The organism is Salmonella sp. 741265055_HSA, assembly GCF_046569525.1.
Lineage (GTDB): Bacteria > Pseudomonadota > Gammaproteobacteria > Enterobacterales > Enterobacteriaceae > Salmonella > Salmonella enterica.
In genome coordinates this window covers 1-16,803 of sequence record NZ_JBKFSQ010000039.1, presented here as the reverse complement: position 1 = coordinate 16,803, position 16,803 = coordinate 1, and the positions used below count along the sequence as shown (strand labels likewise).

12 protein-coding genes are annotated in these 16,803 nt (G+C 54.7%); 7 read left to right on the top strand and 5 right to left on the bottom strand.

The window, feature by feature from the left end; all coding sequences use genetic code 11:
- Positions 1-229 precede the first annotated feature (229 nt).
- The gene (gene wzz(fepE), locus ACLD4K_RS18315) at positions 230-1,366 is read left to right on the top strand and encodes an LPS O-antigen length regulator Wzz(fepE) (protein ID WP_411012285.1); all 1,137 of its coding nucleotides are present in this window, start codon (positions 230-232) and stop codon (positions 1,364-1,366) included.
- Between the two features lie 53 nt (positions 1,367-1,419).
- Here the strand turns inward: wzz(fepE) and fepC are convergent, their stop codons facing one another.
- From fepC to fepD, 3 genes are read right to left on the bottom strand one after another with little or no spacing between them, the layout of a single operon-like run.
- Complete coding sequence (fepC, locus tag ACLD4K_RS18310; protein ID WP_000140622.1) at positions 1,420-2,214, bottom strand: iron-enterobactin ABC transporter ATP-binding protein; 795 nt, start codon at positions 2,212-2,214, stop codon at positions 1,420-1,422.
- The gene (fepG, locus tag ACLD4K_RS18305) at positions 2,211-3,200 is read right to left on the bottom strand and encodes an iron-enterobactin ABC transporter permease (RefSeq protein WP_000480064.1); all 990 of its coding nucleotides are present in this window, start codon (positions 3,198-3,200) and stop codon (positions 2,211-2,213) included. The genes fepC and fepG overlap by 4 nt, the downstream gene beginning before the upstream one ends.
- Entirely contained in the window at positions 3,200-4,207 is a 1,008-nt protein-coding gene (gene fepD / locus ACLD4K_RS18300; RefSeq protein WP_001277879.1) for a Fe(3+)-siderophore ABC transporter permease, read from the bottom strand. The genes fepG and fepD overlap by 1 nt, the downstream gene beginning before the upstream one ends.
- A gap of 110 nt (positions 4,208-4,317) precedes the next feature.
- Between fepD and entS the strand changes: the two genes are divergently transcribed.
- Positions 4,318-5,562: an enterobactin transporter EntS gene (gene entS / locus ACLD4K_RS18295; RefSeq protein WP_183060453.1), complete on the top strand. Its 1,245-nt coding sequence runs from the start codon at positions 4,318-4,320 to the stop codon at positions 5,560-5,562.
- A gap of 52 nt (positions 5,563-5,614) precedes the next feature.
- On the opposite strand, the gene fepB is transcribed toward entS, so the two are convergent.
- Positions 5,615-6,571, bottom strand: coding sequence for a Fe2+-enterobactin ABC transporter substrate-binding protein (gene fepB / locus ACLD4K_RS18290; RefSeq protein WP_411012284.1), 957 nt, complete (start codon positions 6,569-6,571; stop codon positions 5,615-5,617).
- A 308-nt stretch (positions 6,572-6,879) separates the two neighbouring features.
- On the opposite strand from fepB, the gene entC reads away from it, so the two are divergent.
- Genes entC through entH form a run of 5 tightly spaced genes read left to right on the top strand, consistent with a single transcriptional unit; the run spans position 6,880 to position 11,717 of the window.
- Positions 6,880-8,055: an isochorismate synthase EntC gene (gene entC / locus ACLD4K_RS18285; RefSeq protein WP_000367596.1), complete on the top strand. Its 1,176-nt coding sequence runs from the start codon at positions 6,880-6,882 to the stop codon at positions 8,053-8,055.
- 9 nt (positions 8,056-8,064) lie between these two features.
- Positions 8,065-9,675, top strand: coding sequence for a (2,3-dihydroxybenzoyl)adenylate synthase EntE (entE, locus tag ACLD4K_RS18280; RefSeq protein ID WP_411012294.1), 1,611 nt, complete (start codon positions 8,065-8,067; stop codon positions 9,673-9,675).
- Positions 9,676-9,688: 13 nt separating this feature from the next.
- Positions 9,689-10,549 (top strand): isochorismatase family protein, encoded by an 861-nt coding sequence (locus ACLD4K_RS18275; protein WP_411012283.1) that lies wholly within the window; start codon positions 9,689-9,691, stop codon positions 10,547-10,549.
- Positions 10,546-11,301, top strand: coding sequence for a 2,3-dihydro-2,3-dihydroxybenzoate dehydrogenase EntA (gene entA / locus ACLD4K_RS18270; RefSeq protein ID WP_411012282.1), 756 nt, complete (start codon positions 10,546-10,548; stop codon positions 11,299-11,301). The genes ACLD4K_RS18275 and entA overlap by 4 nt, the downstream gene beginning before the upstream one ends.
- A gap of 2 nt (positions 11,302-11,303) precedes the next feature.
- A complete protein-coding gene (gene entH, locus ACLD4K_RS18265) occupies positions 11,304-11,717 on the top strand; it encodes a proofreading thioesterase EntH (RefSeq protein WP_411012281.1) in 414 nt (137 codons plus the stop codon).
- Positions 11,718-11,755: 38 nt separating this feature from the next.
- Here entH and ACLD4K_RS18260 read toward each other — a convergent pair whose 3' ends face one another.
- Positions 11,756-16,660 (bottom strand): autotransporter outer membrane beta-barrel domain-containing protein, encoded by a 4,905-nt coding sequence (locus tag ACLD4K_RS18260; RefSeq protein WP_411012280.1) that lies wholly within the window; start codon positions 16,658-16,660, stop codon positions 11,756-11,758.
- Positions 16,661-16,803 lie beyond the last annotated feature (143 nt).

Here is a 16,803-nt window from a genome sequence, read left to right as displayed (position 1 = left end):
AACAAATTAAATCCTGAAACCCATAATAATTAGTAATCATTATGGGTTTTTTATTGCAACTATTAATTCTTTTAACATAAGTGATACATGCTACAGGCAAGTTTAATTCCGAATATTTAGCTTTTCGGGCACTGGCGCGCAAAGATTGTTTCGGATAATTCTGACTTGCTGTTAGAATCTCTGACAGGAATGTGTTCTTTCATTGGATAAAGTTTTTAGGTCATACGGCATGTCATCTCTTAATATAAAACAAGAAAAAAATCAGTCATTTGCAGGTTACTCACTGCCGCCCGCCAACAGTCATGAAATCGATTTGTTTAGCCTTGTAGAGGTGTTATGGCAGGCGAAACGTCGTATTCTTGCTACCGTTTTCGCCTTTGCGTGCGTGGGGTTGCTTCTGTCCTTTCTGCTGCCGCAAAAATGGACCAGCCAGGCGATTGTCACACCGGCGGAGTCGGTACAGTGGCAGGGGCTGGAGAGAACGTTGTCCACGCTGCGCGTGTTGGATATGGAGGTAAAGGTTGATCGGGCCAGCGTCTTTAATCTGTTTATTAAAAAGTTTAGCTCGCCCTCGCTGCTGGAAGAATATCTTCGTTCTTCTCCGTATGTCATGGAACAATTAAAAGGCGCGCAAATAGACGAGCAGGATCTTCACCGGGCGATTGTCGCGCTGAGCGAAAAAATGAAAGCGGTGGACAGCAATGATGGCAAGAAAAATGAAACATCGTTATTCACGTCGTGGACGTTGAGTTTTACCGCGCCGACGCGGGAAGAAGCGCAAAAGGTGCTGGCTGGCTATATTCAGCACATCTCTGATATCGTCGTGAAGGAGACGCTGGAAAATATTCGTAACCAGTTGGAAATCAAAACCCGCTATGAGCAGGAAAAGCTGGCGATGGATCGGGTGCGTCTCAAAAACCAGCTTGATGCCAATATTCAACGTCTCCATTATTCGCTGGAAATCGCCAACGCCGCCGGTATTAAGAAACCGGTTTACAGCAATGGTCAGGCGGTAAAAGATGATCCGGATTTTTCTATTTCTCTCGGCGCGGATGGTATTTCCCGCAAACTGGAAATTGAAAAAGGGGTAACGGACATGGCCGAGATCGACGGTGATTTGCGTAACCGTCAATACCATGTTGAACAACTGGCGGCAATGAATGTGAGCGACGTGAAGTTTACCCCGTTTAAATATCAACTGTCGCCGTCTCTGCCAGTGAAAAAAGATGGCCCAGGTAAAGCGATCATTATTATCCTGGCGGCGTTGATTGGCGGTATGATGGCCTGCGGCGGCGTATTACTGCGTCACGCGATGGTCTCGCGTAAAATGGAAAACGCGCTGGCGATAGATGAACGGTTAGTCTGATTTACCCGAAAAGCCGGATAGCGATTATCCGGCTTTGTCATCTGTGTGAACGACTATCGCCGCCCCAGCGGTACCACCAGCGGCGTACCGGCAACCGGATCGTCGATAATCATACAGCGCAGGCCATAGATTTTTTCGATAAGCTCTGCGGTAACAATCTCTTTCGGCGCGCCCTGCGCGACAATGTTACCTTCGCGTAATGCAATCAAATGCGTGGCGTATCGGCAGGCCTGATTCAGGTCATGCAGGACGGCGGCGAGCGTATAACCTTTTTCGCGGTTGAGATCGCTTAACAATTCCAGCAAATCAATTTGATGGCTAATATCCAGCCACGTTGTCGGCTCATCCAGCAGCATGATGGACGTTTCCTGCGCCAGCACCATGGCTATCCACGCCCGCTGGCGTTGGCCGCCGGACAGAGTATCTACGCTTTGCGTCGCCAGAGAGGTGATACCTGTTGCACGCATGGCACTGGCGACGGCGTCGGCATCTTCCTTGCGCCAGCGGGTAAATAACGGCTGATGCGGATAACGCCCTCTGGCGACCAGCTCTTGTACGGTGATATCGCCCGGCGTGGTGGCGTTTTGCGCCAGCAATCCGATGCGCCGCGCCACCTCTTTACTGGCGTAACGCTGTATTTGTTCGCCATCCAGCCAGACATGGCCGTCAACAGGTGTCATCAGACGGCTTAACGTGCGTAGCAACGTTGACTTGCCGCAGCCGTTAGGGCCGATGATGGCGGTAAAATGGCCGTCCGGAATCGAAACATTAAGGTTTTTTGCGACGGTATAGCTGCCATAACCCAGCGTTAACTGGTCGCCGCGCAAACGGGCTACGGATTCGGTCATTTTTTGCGGGACTCCTGAATTAACAAGACGATAAGGTAAATACCGCCGAGGCTGACGGTGACCACGCCCACTGGAAGCTGATAAGGCATAAACAGTTGCTGCGCGCACGCATCGGCGGCCAGTAGTAACAACGCGCCGCACAGCGCCGACTGGGTTAATCCCCAGCGCGCTGTGCCGCTAAGACGGCGGGCGATGTGCGGCGCGACAAGGGCAATAAACGAGATGGGGCCAGCCAGTGCCGTAGCCGCAGCGGTGAGCGACACCGCCACCAGCATCAGCATCAGGCGTGACCGCTCCACGCTAACACCCAGAGCGCAGGCGCTGTCATCGCCCATCTCCAGCAGCCGCATACGACGCACCAGTAGCGCGGCGCCTGTCAGCATCACAATAATCAGCGGCGCCGAAGGCCAGGTTTTTGCCCATGTCAGACCGTTGAGCGACCCGGCGTTCCATAAGCCGGCGGTGAGCGCCGTTTCCAGCGATGCCTGCAACAGAAGCCAGGTATTAAAGGCGACTAACATCGCACGGATGCCGATACCGATAATAATCAGCCGGAAAGTTTCTATCCCGTTACGCCAGGCGAGCAGCCAGACAATCAATGACGTGACGATACCACCCGCCATTGCCGCCAGCGCGATCGCGGTAAGATGCTGGCCAAACAGGACCATTGCGACCAGTACGCCGCTCCAGGCGCCAGTATTAAAGCCCATCACATCAGGGCTGCCTAGCGGGTTACGCATCAACGACTGAAAAATCGCGCCACTGACGCCAAGCGCAGCGCCAATCAGCAGCGCCATTAATACGCGCGGTAGTCGCCATTCGGTTACGACAAGGGTGATGTTACGCGGCGCGTCGCCCAGCAGCGCGGCAATAATCTGCCCGGTCTCAAGAGGCACGGCGCCGCTTTGCAGGCTCCATAAGCCAATGGCGAAGCAGCCAGCCGCCAGAAGCAGGCAACTTACGATAAGCCGACGAGAAAGAAACATCACAGGCCGCCTCCGTTCGATTTACGGCGTACCAGAAAGATAAGTACCGGCGCGCCGATAAACGCACTGACGACCGATACGCGGAGTTCGCCCGGCACCAACAGACGACCAATAATATCGGCAAAAAGCAGCAGAGCAGGGGTTGCCAGTAGCGTCACTGGCAGCGACCAGCGGTGGTCTGCGCCCACCAGCCAACGCGCCATATGCGGCATCATCAGACCAATAAAGGCGATAGGGCCGACCAGCGCCGTTGCGCTGCCGCACAAGACGGTAATCGCCAGTAAACCGATAAGTTGGGTGCGCGCCACTTTACTCCCCAGCGCCGTCGCGGTATCGCTGCCGAGGCTCAGGCTGTTCAGCGCACGGCTCAGAAATAGCGCCACGATCCCAGCGATAACCACGGGCGCAAGCGCGACTTTCAACGTTTGCAGGCTGCGAATGTCCAGCGATCCCGCCTGCCAGAAGCGAAGCTGGTCATAGACCTCTGGATTTAACAGCGCGATGCCGCTGGTCAGTCCTTCCAGTACCGCGCCAAGCGCCACGCCCGCCAGTGTCAGGCGGACCGGGCTTAACTGGCCGCCGCCCTGACTACCGGTGAAGGCGACAATCAGCGATGCGATAAGCGCGCCGCTAAATGCCATGAAAAGCTGTTCCAGCGGCGTGGAGAAACCAAACAGCGCCGCGCCCAGTACAATGGCGAAGCTGGCGCCGTTGTTAACGCCCAGAATCCCCGGGTCGGCGAGCGGGTTGCGAGTGAGTGTTTGCATGAGCGCCCCGGCGAGACCCAACGCGCCGCCTGCCAGTAATCCGGCCAGCGTACGCGGCAAACGCGCATCCAGGACGATGGTGCAATCGGCACTTTGGCACACGCCGGTGAACGCCTCCAGCACGACGGCGGCGGGCAGCGGTTTCGCGCCAATGACCAGGCTTAAAACCGCGGCGAGACTCAGTAATAACAACAATCCGGGCACGGCAAACGCGCGCGTCACGGAAAACGAGCATGACATAGTAACTTCCCTGATAATGATAGTAATTATCGTTATCTATCTTATTTGGTTATGTTAGCATGTGCAGCCATTGAATGGATATTTAAAAAAACTCGCATTAAGGCGTTGTAATGAATCGACAATCCTGGCTGCTCAATCTCAGCCTGTTGAAGACGCACCCTGCATTTCGCGCAGTATTTCTGGCCCGTTTTATCTCTATTGTCTCGCTGGGGCTGCTTGGCGTGGCGGTTCCGGTACAGATCCAAATGATGACGCACTCCACCTGGCAGGTGGGGCTGTCGGTAACGTTAACCGGCGGCGCCATGTTTATTGGCTTAATGGTGGGCGGTGTGCTGGCCGATCGCTACGAACGTAAAAAGGTGATTCTGCTGGCGCGCGGTACTTGCGGTATTGGCTTTATTGGCCTGTGCGTGAACGCGCTGCTGCCGGAACCATCATTGCTGGCGATATATCTCCTTGGCCTGTGGGACGGCTTTTTCGCGTCTCTGGGCGTGACCGCGTTACTGGCGGCGACACCAGCGCTGGTCGGAAGAGAAAATCTGATGCAGGCCGGCGCGATTACCATGCTGACGGTACGTCTGGGATCGGTTATTTCCCCGATGTTGGGGGGCATATTGCTTGCCAGCGGCGGCGTAGCCTGGAACTATGGGCTGGCGGCCGCCGGGACGTTTATTACGCTATTGCCGTTACTGACGCTGCCGCGACTGCCTGTCCCTCCGCAGCCGCGGGAAAATCCATTTATCGCGTTACTGGCGGCATTTCGTTTTTTGCTCGCCAGTCCGCTTATCGGCGGTATTGCGCTGCTTGGCGCTCTGGTGACGATGGCAAGCGCGGTACGCGTCCTCTATCCGGCGCTGGCGATGAGCTGGCAGATGTCGGCGGCGCAAATCGGTTTGCTGTATGCGGCAATTCCGCTGGGGGCGGCCATTGGCGCGCTGACCAGCGGACAACTGGCGCATAGCGTTCGTCCGGGGCGCATTATGCTGGTTTCGACAGTCGGTTCTTTTCTGGCGGTGGGGCTGTTCGCCATCATGCCGGTCTGGATCGCAGGTGTTATCTGTCTGGCGCTGTTTGGCTGGCTTAGCGCCATCAGTTCGTTATTACAATATACCCTGCTGCAAACCCAGACGCCGGAAAATATGCTGGGGCGAATGAACGGCCTGTGGACCGCGCAAAACGTCACGGGAGACGCTATCGGCGCGGCGCTGTTAGGCGGTCTTGGCGCAATGATGACGCCGGTCGCTTCCGCGAGCGTGAGTGGATTCGGGCTGGTAATTATTGGTTTGCTGCTGCTGTTAGTGCTGGGCGAGCTACGTCGTTTTCGCCAGACGCCGCCGGTTAGCGATGCTGGCTGATGAAGACGCGTTTATCCGACTGACAAAACAGTCGGATAAGACTCCGATAAGGTTAAAACAGGGTGGCCAGCCGGTTAAGCAGCAACGTTGCGCTGTAATAATCCAGACGGAACGTCTCCGTACCCAGGGCATAGACGCGCTTATTTTGCACCGCTGGCAGGTGCGCCAGCAGCGGATTGGCGTAAAGGGCCGCGACATCGTTGTTGTCGCCGGCAAACAGGAAAAGAGATTCGCCGTTTAACCCGGCGGCCAGATTTTCACCGCCAAGCTGAATGATATCGTGGCGCTTACCCTGGCTTTTGCTGGTTTGCAGCCCTCGGGGCAATGTCGCCAGCGTAAAGCCTAACTGCGTCAATAGCTTGCCTTGTGCTGATTCTGGCGTCCACAGATTGGCGCTATGCGCGGCAGGGGTATACACCAGCGCGCTAACCGGTTGCGGCGGCAGGGCGATTCGCTGTTTAACCGTCGTCAGTTGCGCCTCAAATTCCGCTATTCGCGCGGCGGCCTGTTTCTCGTGGCCGGTGATCTCGCCAAGCTGCGTGAGCAAACTCTGCCAGCTTTTATCGTCATAATTGATGACGAGCGTCGGCGCGATAGCGGAGAGCTGATCGTAAAGCGCCAGCGCGGAGTCGCCGCCGGTGGCGCTAATCAAAATGAGATCCGGCATTTGCGCGGCGACCGTTTCGGCATTCGGTTCGCCGATATACAGCCGGGCGACATGGCGAGCCTTTGCTACGTCGCTCCACTGGCGCATGAACCCTTGATCGTCGGCAAAGCGGTTATTCGGCGTAGTGGCTCCGCTGGCGACGACGGGCGCATCAATCGCCAGCAGCGAGCCTGTTAACGTCACGCTGGTAGAGACGATACGCGCGGGTTTGTGGTCCAGAGTATGAACGCCGCGGCTGTCCTGGATTTGCCGGGGCCAACCGGCGTCCTGGGCTAAGGATATTCCTGAAACTGATAAACCAACCACTAAAAGCAGCCAACGATAAAAGGCGGGGAGTCTCACAATAGCGTCCTGTTATTAATAAAGTTAATGCTTCTCATTTTCATGTCAGCGACAGCGAGATGCAAGCCTTAGTGCCATTTAACTCATGACCAGAGTTGACAGAGCGACGTTTTACTCTTAGGTTAGCGCACTAAAAATAGAAATAATAATCATTATTATACACAAAATCATTCAAAAAGCATCGCGACGGCAAATGAAGAAATCCCCGCGGGCATAGACAACTGTGTGACCGGGGTTTCTGAGCGCAGCCAACAAAGAGGCAGCTTGAAAGATGAAGTGTATATAAGCCTTTATCATTGGAGGATGATATGGATATGTCACTGGCTGAGGACGCTCAGGAGACAATGGCAACGCTTGCTCCCGATCGCTTTTTCTTCATGTCGCCGTATCGCAGTTTTACCACTTCCGGGTGCTTCGCCCGTTATACCGAGCCTGCGGTTGCCGGAGATTCGCCGGATAGCCCTTTCCAGCAGAAATTGCGCCAGCAGTTTGCCGAGGCCAAATCGCAGGGCATCGCCAATCCTATCCTGGTGGGGGCGATCCCCTTTGATACCCGTCAGCCGTCGTCGCTATTTATCCCGATGGCGTGGCAGTCCTTTTCCCGCCAGCAAAAGCAGCGCACGGCGCGTTATTTTACTGACCATCAGCCGCTGACGGTGACGGCGCGAAAGGCGATTCCGGAGCAGGATGCTTTTGAAGCGATGGTCGCACGCGCGGCTATGCTGACCGCCACGCCAGACGTCGATAAAGTGGTGCTTTCCCGGCTAATAGATATCACCACTGATGTGGCGGTGGATAGCGGAGCATTGCTGGAGCGGCTGGTTGCGCAGAATCCAGTTAGTTACAACTTCCATGTGCCACTGGCGGATGGCGGCGTTCTGCTGGGCGCCAGCCCCGAATTGCTGCTACGCAAGGAGGGCGAGCGGTTTAGTTCGCTGCCGTTAGCAGGCTCGGCACGCCGACAGCCGGATGACGTTCTGGATCGCGAGGCGGGAAACCGACTGCTGGCTTCACAAAAAGATCGCCATGAACATGAGCTGGTGACGCAGGCGATGAAGCAGATCCTGCGCGATCGCAGCACGGAACTGCAATTACCTTCCTCTCCGCAGTTGATCACCACGCCGACGCTATGGCATCTCGGTACGCCGTTTGAGGGCAAGGCCAACGCCGGAGAAAACGCGCTGACGCTGGCCTGTCTGCTGCATCCAACGCCTGCGTTAAGCGGTTTCCCCCATCAGGTCGCGAAAAAGCTGATTGCTGAACTGGAACCGTTCGATCGTGAACTGTTTGGCGGCATTGTCGGCTGGTGCGATGCCGAAGGAAACGGCGAGTGGGTAGTGACGATTCGTTGTGCGAAATTGCACGGTAATCAGGTGCGCCTGTTCGCCGGCGCCGGGATTGTCCCTGCCTCTTCGCCAGTCGGCGAGTGGCGGGAAACCGGCGTCAAGCTCTCTACGATGTTGAACGTTTTTGGACTGCATTAAGGAACGATGATGCGTATACCTTTCACCCGTTGGCCGGATGAATTTGCCCGCCGTTATCGTGAAAAAGGCTACTGGCAAGACGTGCCGTTGACCGATATTCTGACCCGCCACGCTGACAGCGATAAGACGGCGGTCATTGAAGGCGAGCGCGCATTCAGCTATCGCCAGCTCAACCAGGCCGTGGATAATCTGGCCTGCTATTTACGCCGTCAGGGCATCAAACCTGGCGAAACCGCTCTGGTGCAACTGGGGAATGTTCCGGAACTGTATATCACCTTTTTCGCCCTGTTGAAGCTTGGCGTAGCGCCCGTTCTGGCGCTGTTTAGCCATCAACGTACCGAACTTAACGCCTATGCGATGCAGATCGCGCCGACGCTGGTGATTGCCGATCGCCAACATACGCTGTTCGCCGGGGAGGACTTTCTCAACACGTTTGTGGCTGAACACCGCTCTGTGCGGGTGGTGTTATTGCGTAACGACGATGGCGATCACAGCCTGGACGCGGCGATGCGGCAGGCGGCGGAAGATTTCACCGCCACGCCATCACCTGCTGACGAAGTGGCCTACTTTCAGCTTTCCGGCGGTACTACCGGCACGCCAAAGCTTATTCCCCGTACCCATAACGACTATTACTACAGCGTGCGCCGCAGCAATGAGATTTGCGGTTTCAACGAGGAGACGCGTTTTCTGTGCGCGATTCCCGCTGCGCATAACTACGCCATGAGTTCGCCGGGCGCGCTGGGCGTCTTTCTCGCCAAAGGAACGGTAGTGCTGGCGACCGATCCCAGCGCCACGCTCTGTTTCCCGCTGATCGAAAAACACCAGATTAATGCCACGGCGCTGGTGCCGCCCGCGGTCAGTCTATGGCTACAGGCTATCCAGGAGTGGGGCGGCAATGCGCCGCTGGCGTCATTAAGGTTATTGCAGGTTGGCGGCGCGCGGCTTTCTGCGACGCTGGCTGCCCGTATTCCGGCTGAAATTGGCTGTCAGTTGCAGCAGGTCTTCGGCATGGCGGAAGGGTTAGTGAACTATACCCGGCTGGACGATAGCCCGGAACGGATTATCAATACCCAGGGAAGACCCATGTGTCCGGACGACGAAGTGTGGGTGGCGGATGCCGACGGGAATCCACTGCCGCCGGGCGAGATTGGTCGTCTGATGACACGCGGCCCCTATACTTTTCGCGGCTATTTCAACAGTCCGCAACACAATGCCAGCGCCTTTGACGCCAACGGTTTTTACTGCTCCGGCGATCTGATCTCCATTGATCAAGACGGCTACATCACCGTTCACGGGCGTGAAAAAGATCAGATCAATCGGGGCGGCGAGAAGATAGCCGCCGAAGAGATAGAAAACCTGTTACTGCGCCACCCGGCGGTGATCCATGCGGCGCTGGTCAGCATGGAAGATGAACTGCTGGGGGAAAAAAGTTGCGCATATCTGGTGGTAAAAGAGCCGCTGCGAGCGGTACAGGTACGCCGTTTCCTGCGAGAGCAGGGCGTGGCGGAATTTAAATTACCGGATCGCGTGGAGTGCGTTGCGTCACTGCCGCTGACGCCGGTTGGTAAAGTCGATAAAAAACAATTACGCCAGCGGTTGGCGTCACGTTCACCGCTCTGAAGGAGAAAGAGAGATGGCCATTCCGAAACTACAGTCTTACGCGCTGCCCACCGCACTGGATATCCCGACCAACAAAGTGAACTGGGCATTTGAGCCGGAGCGCGCTGCGCTGCTCATCCACGATATGCAGGATTACTTTGTCAGCTTTTGGGGCCGCAACTGCCCAATGATGGACCAGGTGATTGCCAATATCGCCGCTCTGCGCCAGTACTGTAAGGAACATCGTATCCCGGTCTATTACACCGCTCAGCCGAAAGAGCAAAGCGATGAAGATCGCGCGTTACTCAATGATATGTGGGGACCGGGACTGACGCGCTCTCCGGAACAGCAGAAGGTGGTAGAAGCCTTAACGCCGGATGAGGCGGATACGGTGCTGGTGAAGTGGCGTTATAGCGCGTTTCACCGCTCGCCGCTGGAACAGATGTTAAAAGATACCGGACGCAATCAGCTCATCATTACCGGCGTGTATGCGCATATTGGCTGTATGACCACCGCTACCGATGCGTTTATGCGCGACATTAAGCCGTTTATGGTGGCGGATGCGCTGGCGGATTTCAGCCGGGAAGAGCATCTGATGGCGCTGAACTATGTGGCGGGGCGTTCAGGTCGCGTCGTCATGACCGAATCGCTGCTGCCGACGCCGGTTCCTGCCAGTAAAGCGGCGCTGCGGGCGGTGATTCTGCCGTTGCTGGATGAGACCGACGAGCCGCTGGATGATGAAAACCTGATTGATTATGGCCTGGATTCAGTACGCATGATGGGGCTGGCGGCGCGCTGGCGTAAAGTACACGGCGATATCGACTTTGTGATGCTGGCGAAAAATCCGACCATTGACGCCTGGTGGGCGCTGCTTTCTCGCGGGGTAGAGTCATGACCGGCTTTGATTTTTCAGACAAAACGGTATGGGTGACCGGGGCGGGGAAAGGGATCGGTTACGCGACGGCGCTGGCGTTTGTCGACGCCGGGGCGCGGGTGATCGGCTTCGATCGCGAATTTACGCAAGAGAATTATCCCTTTACTACCGAAGTCATGGATGTGGCGGATGCGGCACAGGTTGCGCAGGTGTGCCAGCGTGTGTTGCAAAAAACGCCGCGGCTGGATGTGCTGGTCAACGCCGCCGGTATTTTGCGTATGGGAGCGACCGATGCGCTTAGCGTCGACGACTGGCAGCAGACGTTTGCGGTCAATGTGGGCGGGGCATTTAACCTGTTTTCGCAGACGATGGCGCAGTTTCGCCGTCAGCAGGGAGGGGCGATTGTCACCGTAGCCTCAGATGCGGCGCATACGCCGCGCATTGGTATGAGCGCCTACGGCGCCTCTAAAGCGGCGCTGAAAAGCCTGGCGCTAACCGTAGGGCTGGAGCTGGCGGGCTGTGGGGTGCGCTGTAATGTGGTGTCACCCGGCTCGACCGACACCGATATGCAGCGCACGTTATGGGTGAGTGAAGATGCCGAACAACAGCGTATTCGCGGCTTTGGCGAACAGTTTAAGCTCGGCATACCGCTCGGTAAAATCGCCCGTCCGCAGGAGATAGCCAATACTATTTTGTTTCTTGCCTCCGATCTGGCCAGCCACATTACCTTGCAGGATATCGTGGTGGACGGTGGTTCAACATTGGGAGCCTGACGATGATCTGGAAACGGCATTTAACGCTGGATGAATTGAACGCTACCAGTCAGAACACGCTGGTGGCGCATCTGGGCATTGTTTACACCCGTCTGGGCGATGAAGTGCTGGAGGCGGAAATGCCCGTCGATGCCCGCACTCATCAACCGTTTGGTCTGCTACACGGCGGCGCATCGGCAGCGCTGGCGGAGACGTTAGGATCAATGGCGGGTTATCTGATGACCCGAGACGGGCAGTGCGTGGTCGGGACCGAGTTAAACGCCACTCACCACCGCGCCGTCTCGCAGGGGAAAGTACGCGGCGTTTGCCTGCCGCTGCATCTGGGGCGGCAGAATCAAAGCTGGGAAATTACGCTCTTTGACGAGCAGGGGAGGCGCTGCTGCACCTGTCGCCTGGGAACGGCGATAATGGGATAATCATTCAGCGCGCCTGTGATGGCGCGCTGACGTGGTGATTACCAGCTATAGCGCAGATTGAGGCTGCCATTCAGATCGCGATAGTCGTGATCGCCTTTCTGCCCCGTAGCCTGCGCGCTAATACTCCATTGACGAGAAAGAACCGCCTGGAGGCCTAATTTTAGCTCGGCTCGATTTGCCGGGAGGTCCTGTTGCACTTGCGCGCCATCAAATGATACGGACAGATCATCCGTCGTATGCAGCCAGTTTATTTCTGCAAACGGCTGGATAACGCTTTCTGGTGTTGCGATTTTACTGTCCACGCGCAGGCCCAGACGCGAGGTCCAACTGTCGCTATTTTGTCCGTCAATACGCGTACCGTTGGCCTGCACTCGATCGGCTTTATAGTTTTGCCAGACCATTTGAGCTTGCGGCGTCAGGCTGATTGTATTTCCGTTAGCAGCAGTAATGTCATAGCGATAGCCGCTTTCCAAAGAAAGCGCGTTAGCGGATGAGTCATATTGCGTTGATCCTACCGCGCCGTTATCCACCGTGTTGTCGTAAAAGCCGTACTGATACCAGCTATCTACATACCAGCCCTGGTGGTGTTCGGCATCGGCAAACCAGGTGGCGTAGAGACCGAGATTATAACCGTTGATATCTCCGGAAGCGGTAAATTGGCTACCATCCGCGCCACGATTCCCTATGCTGTCAGTGCTTCCATCGATATAACTACCCATCACGCCAAGTGTAAGATTTTGCTGACCATCACTCCATGCGGCAATATCGCCGCCGAGCTGGAACAGGACATAATCGCTGTCAATATCCACTTTACCGCTCACGGCGGAAGTATCCGTATTTCCGCCTTTAAAACGAGCCCAGATGTTGCCTTCCGCCGAACGGTATTGACTATCTTCGCGATCGTACAGCGTTTGCATCTGCAGGTTACGTGCCAACCATTGATTGCCTAAATAAGCGCCGATATCCGCGCGGTACTGCGGATTTGATGGCGTTATGTCGCCGTCGTCAGGGTTAACAGGGGTTACGTCGCCGCCATCGTCAGGCGTATCGCTCTGAGAACGCAAATACCAGCTTTCATTATCTTCGTACAGTCGATATTCATATAAGCTGATTTGCACCTGGTTTCCAAGCGTAAAAGCATCGTCTGATGACATTCCGCCGACATCTACCACTTCTATTCCCTGGTCGGTTAATGCCCCCTCGCCGCCAGCCTGATTGATATACAACGTTGTGCTGCCGTTGACATCACCCGAAACGATGATTTGATCGGTTGGCGAGCTATCATCACCCAAATAGGTGTTAAGCGTTATTTTGCCATCATAACCAGTATAATCACCGTTAATGATCAGGCTATTGCCCGGTGTGGTGCCGCTGCTGGTAATTGCCCCTGGATTTGTCAGGTTGCCGTTAATGGTAAAATCGCTGTTTGTCGCTGCGGTATCGCCGAAACTTAGCGTTCCATCATTGCTAATGTTGCCGTTGATTGTTCCATCTCCGCCTAGCATTGCGCCAGATGCCACGTTAACGGCCTGCAGGCTATCCGTTGTGCCAATGACTCCCGTGTTGGTCAGCCACAGCGTACCTTCCTCAATATCGGTGGCTCCACTGTAGGTATTATTGGCCGTAAGGGTGAGCGCTCCAGCGCCTTTTTTCGTCAGACTGTTACCATCCCAGTTGGTGGATATTTCCGGCGCGACGTCTACCAGTGCTGCGTCGAGAGTAAAGTTTTGATCGGCCTCGGATAGGGTGAATGTACCGTGCGCTGGTGTGATCGATGGATAACTTCCGGCGTACCAACTGAGTGCTGCTGTCAGATCATATTGAGTATTATCAGTTGCGCTAATACGTCCGCTAACGGTAATAAAATCAACGCGGTCGGCGCTCATTCCGGCTACCGTCAAAGTATCGAAATTACCGTTAATCGCGTTATCGGCGTCAATTAATGTAAAGCTATAGGGCGACTGGCCGAGATCATCTTCGATGCTATTGAAACCGGTGATATTAAGATTCCCGTCCAGATTGACGTTACCTGCGGTAATAATCGGACTGGTCGATGTGCTGTCGAGCGCAATATTCAGCGAACTGCCATCATCCTGAGTTAATGAGTCAGCTTTCAACGTTGTCCCGGCCGTTATCGAGGTAATAGCGTTATCGCGGGTGGTCACATCCGCCAACATAAATTCAGCCTGGGCATCCAGTATTAGTGTCCCGGCGTTATCCACATTACCGGTTCCTAAAGCCCCGGCATTGGTGGCCATAAGCGTGCCGGCATTGATGATGGTTCCGCCGCTGTAAGTGTTATCTGCGGTAAGAATCAGCGTGCCGTCGCCCTCTTTCGTAAGCGCTCTGCCATTCCATACTGTTGCCTCCTCCGGCGCAACATCCTCCAGTATACGACTAACGGTAAAACTTTGGCCTTCATCAAGGGTAAAGGTACCGTGGGCCGGGGTAAAGCGCGATGTCGAACTCCCCGCATACCAGCTTAACCCAAAGCCCAGTTGATACTGTGTATTGTCGCTAGCGTTAACCTGCCCGGAAACCGATATATAATCAGGCATGGTGTTGGTGTTGGTAGAGATAGTGTCAAAATTACCTGTGATAGCGGTTTCTGCGTCAATGAGCGTTACCGTGGCAAGCTCAGAGAGCTGATCGTCGGAGGTGAGCGTTTTCAGATCCAGCGCATCGCCCGTATTGGTAATGTGCAAATCGCCGCCTAAAGCCACCTGATTGCCGGTAATCAGCGGGGCGTTTGCATCGCTGGCCAGACTGGCGGCACTGAGATCGATATTCAGCTTGCTGCTTGCCTGTAACGTTAATTCGTCGGCATCTAATGTGCTGTAGGTGTCAGTCGCGCTGTCTGCCGCGAGTTCGACGGTGCCTGCATTCTCCAGCGTTGTCAGGGTCGAATCGTCAGCGATCAGCCATTTACTCTGGTCAGCAAGCGAGATATTAATAACTGAATCAATACCTTGTGCATTAAATCCGTCATTGACGGAGGTCGCGCCTTCAAACAAGGAACCAGCCGCCATCGCCAGGTTGATATAGCCCCAGCCGCTGTTGACTATGTCGCCGGTAATCATCATTTTGCCGGTGCCGTTAACCGTTCCGCCTGGCAGGATATACCCCCCAGACGAGACTTTTGGCACCCAGATAGCGATGCAGTCATCTGCTGTTTTAATAGTGGTATCGCCGTTCAAATTGACGATGCCCCCTTGTTGTACCACGATGCCTGCGCCGGTGCCGTTAGCTGCGATCATGTCGATGGTGACGTTGTTAGCGTTAATGACGCCGGCGCTGTTAAAGGCATTATCGCCTATCGCCCATAGCCCATACGGATCGTCGCCGCTCATAATGATGTCGGTATTGGAAATATTAATTATAGAGCCGCTGAACTGGGCGGATGCGCCATAACCGCTAACCGCATATATCGTATTTCGCTGTTCGTGAGAACCGTTAAAATTAATGGTCGCAGACGGACTGGAAGGCGTGTTGGCAACCATACCGTTAGTGGTGCTGCCGGAGGCATTTCGACCGTCGATGGTACTGCCTTCGCCAATATTAATGGTAGTGGCATTGGCGTTGCTGACAAGCGAAATTGCTGTCGCTTGTGAGGTGGTGACTGTCAGATTATCCGCGTTAAGCTCGCCGTATCCGCGGCCCGTCAGATTTATGGTCGATGCCGTACCGTTTGCGCTAACGGTACTATTCGATCCCAAATCGACAACGCCGCCTTCTATATGAATGCCTTCAGTGTCTTCGCCGGTAACGTCAACGGTAAGATTATCGGCCGTGACGGTCGCGGTAGCGGCTGCTTTTGACTTAGCTTTATAGTCGTTAACGCTGATGCCGTACCCTTCGGAAAAACCATGCACAGTAATGGTTGAGCCGCTGCCGAAGTCGACGCTGCCATTGACGTCAGCACCGCGCCCGGAGGCGGTTTCCGTCGAGGCCGTGATGAGGCTAATGTCCAGATCATCGGCCGTTAGCTCGCTTCCCGTTCCCGATGCCAGGCCATAAACTGTTCCGCCAGCGGAGGAGAGAGTAATGCTGCTGCCTTCACCAAGATCAATATGGCTGCCCTGGCGTGTCTGAATGCCGTACATTGATATATCTGAGGTTGCCGTAAAATCAATCACCAGGCCATTCGCCGTTAGCGTCGTGTTACTTCCGAGATTAAGCGCGCTGCCTCCGCCGGTGCCGCCGTTCAATTCAATATGGGTACTATCGCCAAGATTGAGTGTAGTACTGTCTGCCCAGGAGGTATCAATCCCAAAGGCTTTTCCAGTGGTATTGGCAGTGGCCTTAATGAGACCATTATTCATGGTGAGTGTAGTGCCGTCGCCATTAACATAAACACCCGTCGCGTTGCTTGTACCGGACTCAACGCTAATAGCGCTGCCCTGACCTAAATCCAGAATAGTATTCTTACTCTTACTGTTGATCCCATAAGCGCTATTTTCACTTACAACATCTATTAAGAGATTATCTGCATTAATGTTAGTGCCGGGATGCGTATTATTAATATAAATACCGTAACTGGAAGCCGTTGTCGCAGCGCCAGTGTCCGTAATATTAATTTGAGTTCCGTTACCTAAATTATTTTGCGCGCCGTTGTCGAGTTTTATACCGATAGAGCCGCTATCGCCGGAAACGGCAAGTGTGGCTTTTCCCTCAATTTGTACCCCTTCGCCGCCAGTGACTGTACTATCAATCGCCGTGCCGCCTGTAGTTGAAGTAACGGAGTCACCGTTATTGATTATTATTGTTGCGCCGCTAAGCGGTATCAACTCATCGGCATAAGCTCCATCAGCAGATAACCCAACGCTGGATAACAAGATCCCGGTAGCGATGGTACATGCCCGGCGATGTCCTTGCGAGAACTCGGACGCGACTATATACATATTCCTCGCAGTACTCCAGACAATGCTATAGCATCTATTCATATTTTATATCCTTATATCAATGGATCTGTAGGGCTGCAGCGGAGCCTTAATTATTTAACGGTAATGTAATTTGAAAACACTGGGTAAATTAGAGCCTATCCCATTAGGGCTATTTTACTTGCCATTTTGGACCTGGGCAGTGC

Bases quoted from the DNA above. Each gene is read 5' to 3' on its own strand.
- fepD (WP_001277879.1), bottom strand. From the start codon at position 4,207: ATGTCATGCTCGTTTTCCGTGACGCGCGCGTTTGCCGTGCCCGGATTG.
- fepC (WP_000140622.1), bottom strand. From the start codon at position 2,214: ATGACCGAATCCGTAGCCCGTTTGCGCGGCGACCAGTTAACGCTGGGT.
- entE (WP_411012294.1), top strand. From the start codon at position 8,065: ATGCGTATACCTTTCACCCGTTGGCCGGATGAATTTGCCCGCCGTTAT.
- entS (WP_183060453.1), top strand. From the start codon at position 4,318: ATGAATCGACAATCCTGGCTGCTCAATCTCAGCCTGTTGAAGACGCAC.
- entC (WP_000367596.1), top strand. From the start codon at position 6,880: ATGGATATGTCACTGGCTGAGGACGCTCAGGAGACAATGGCAACGCTT.
- entH (WP_411012281.1), top strand. From the start codon at position 11,304: ATGATCTGGAAACGGCATTTAACGCTGGATGAATTGAACGCTACCAGT.
- ACLD4K_RS18275 (WP_411012283.1), top strand. From the start codon at position 9,689: ATGGCCATTCCGAAACTACAGTCTTACGCGCTGCCCACCGCACTGGAT.
- ACLD4K_RS18260 (WP_411012280.1), bottom strand. From the start codon at position 16,660: ATGAATAGATGCTATAGCATTGTCTGGAGTACTGCGAGGAATATGTAT.
- fepG (WP_000480064.1), bottom strand. From the start codon at position 3,200: ATGTTTCTTTCTCGTCGGCTTATCGTAAGTTGCCTGCTTCTGGCGGCT.
- entA (WP_411012282.1), top strand. From the start codon at position 10,546: ATGACCGGCTTTGATTTTTCAGACAAAACGGTATGGGTGACCGGGGCG.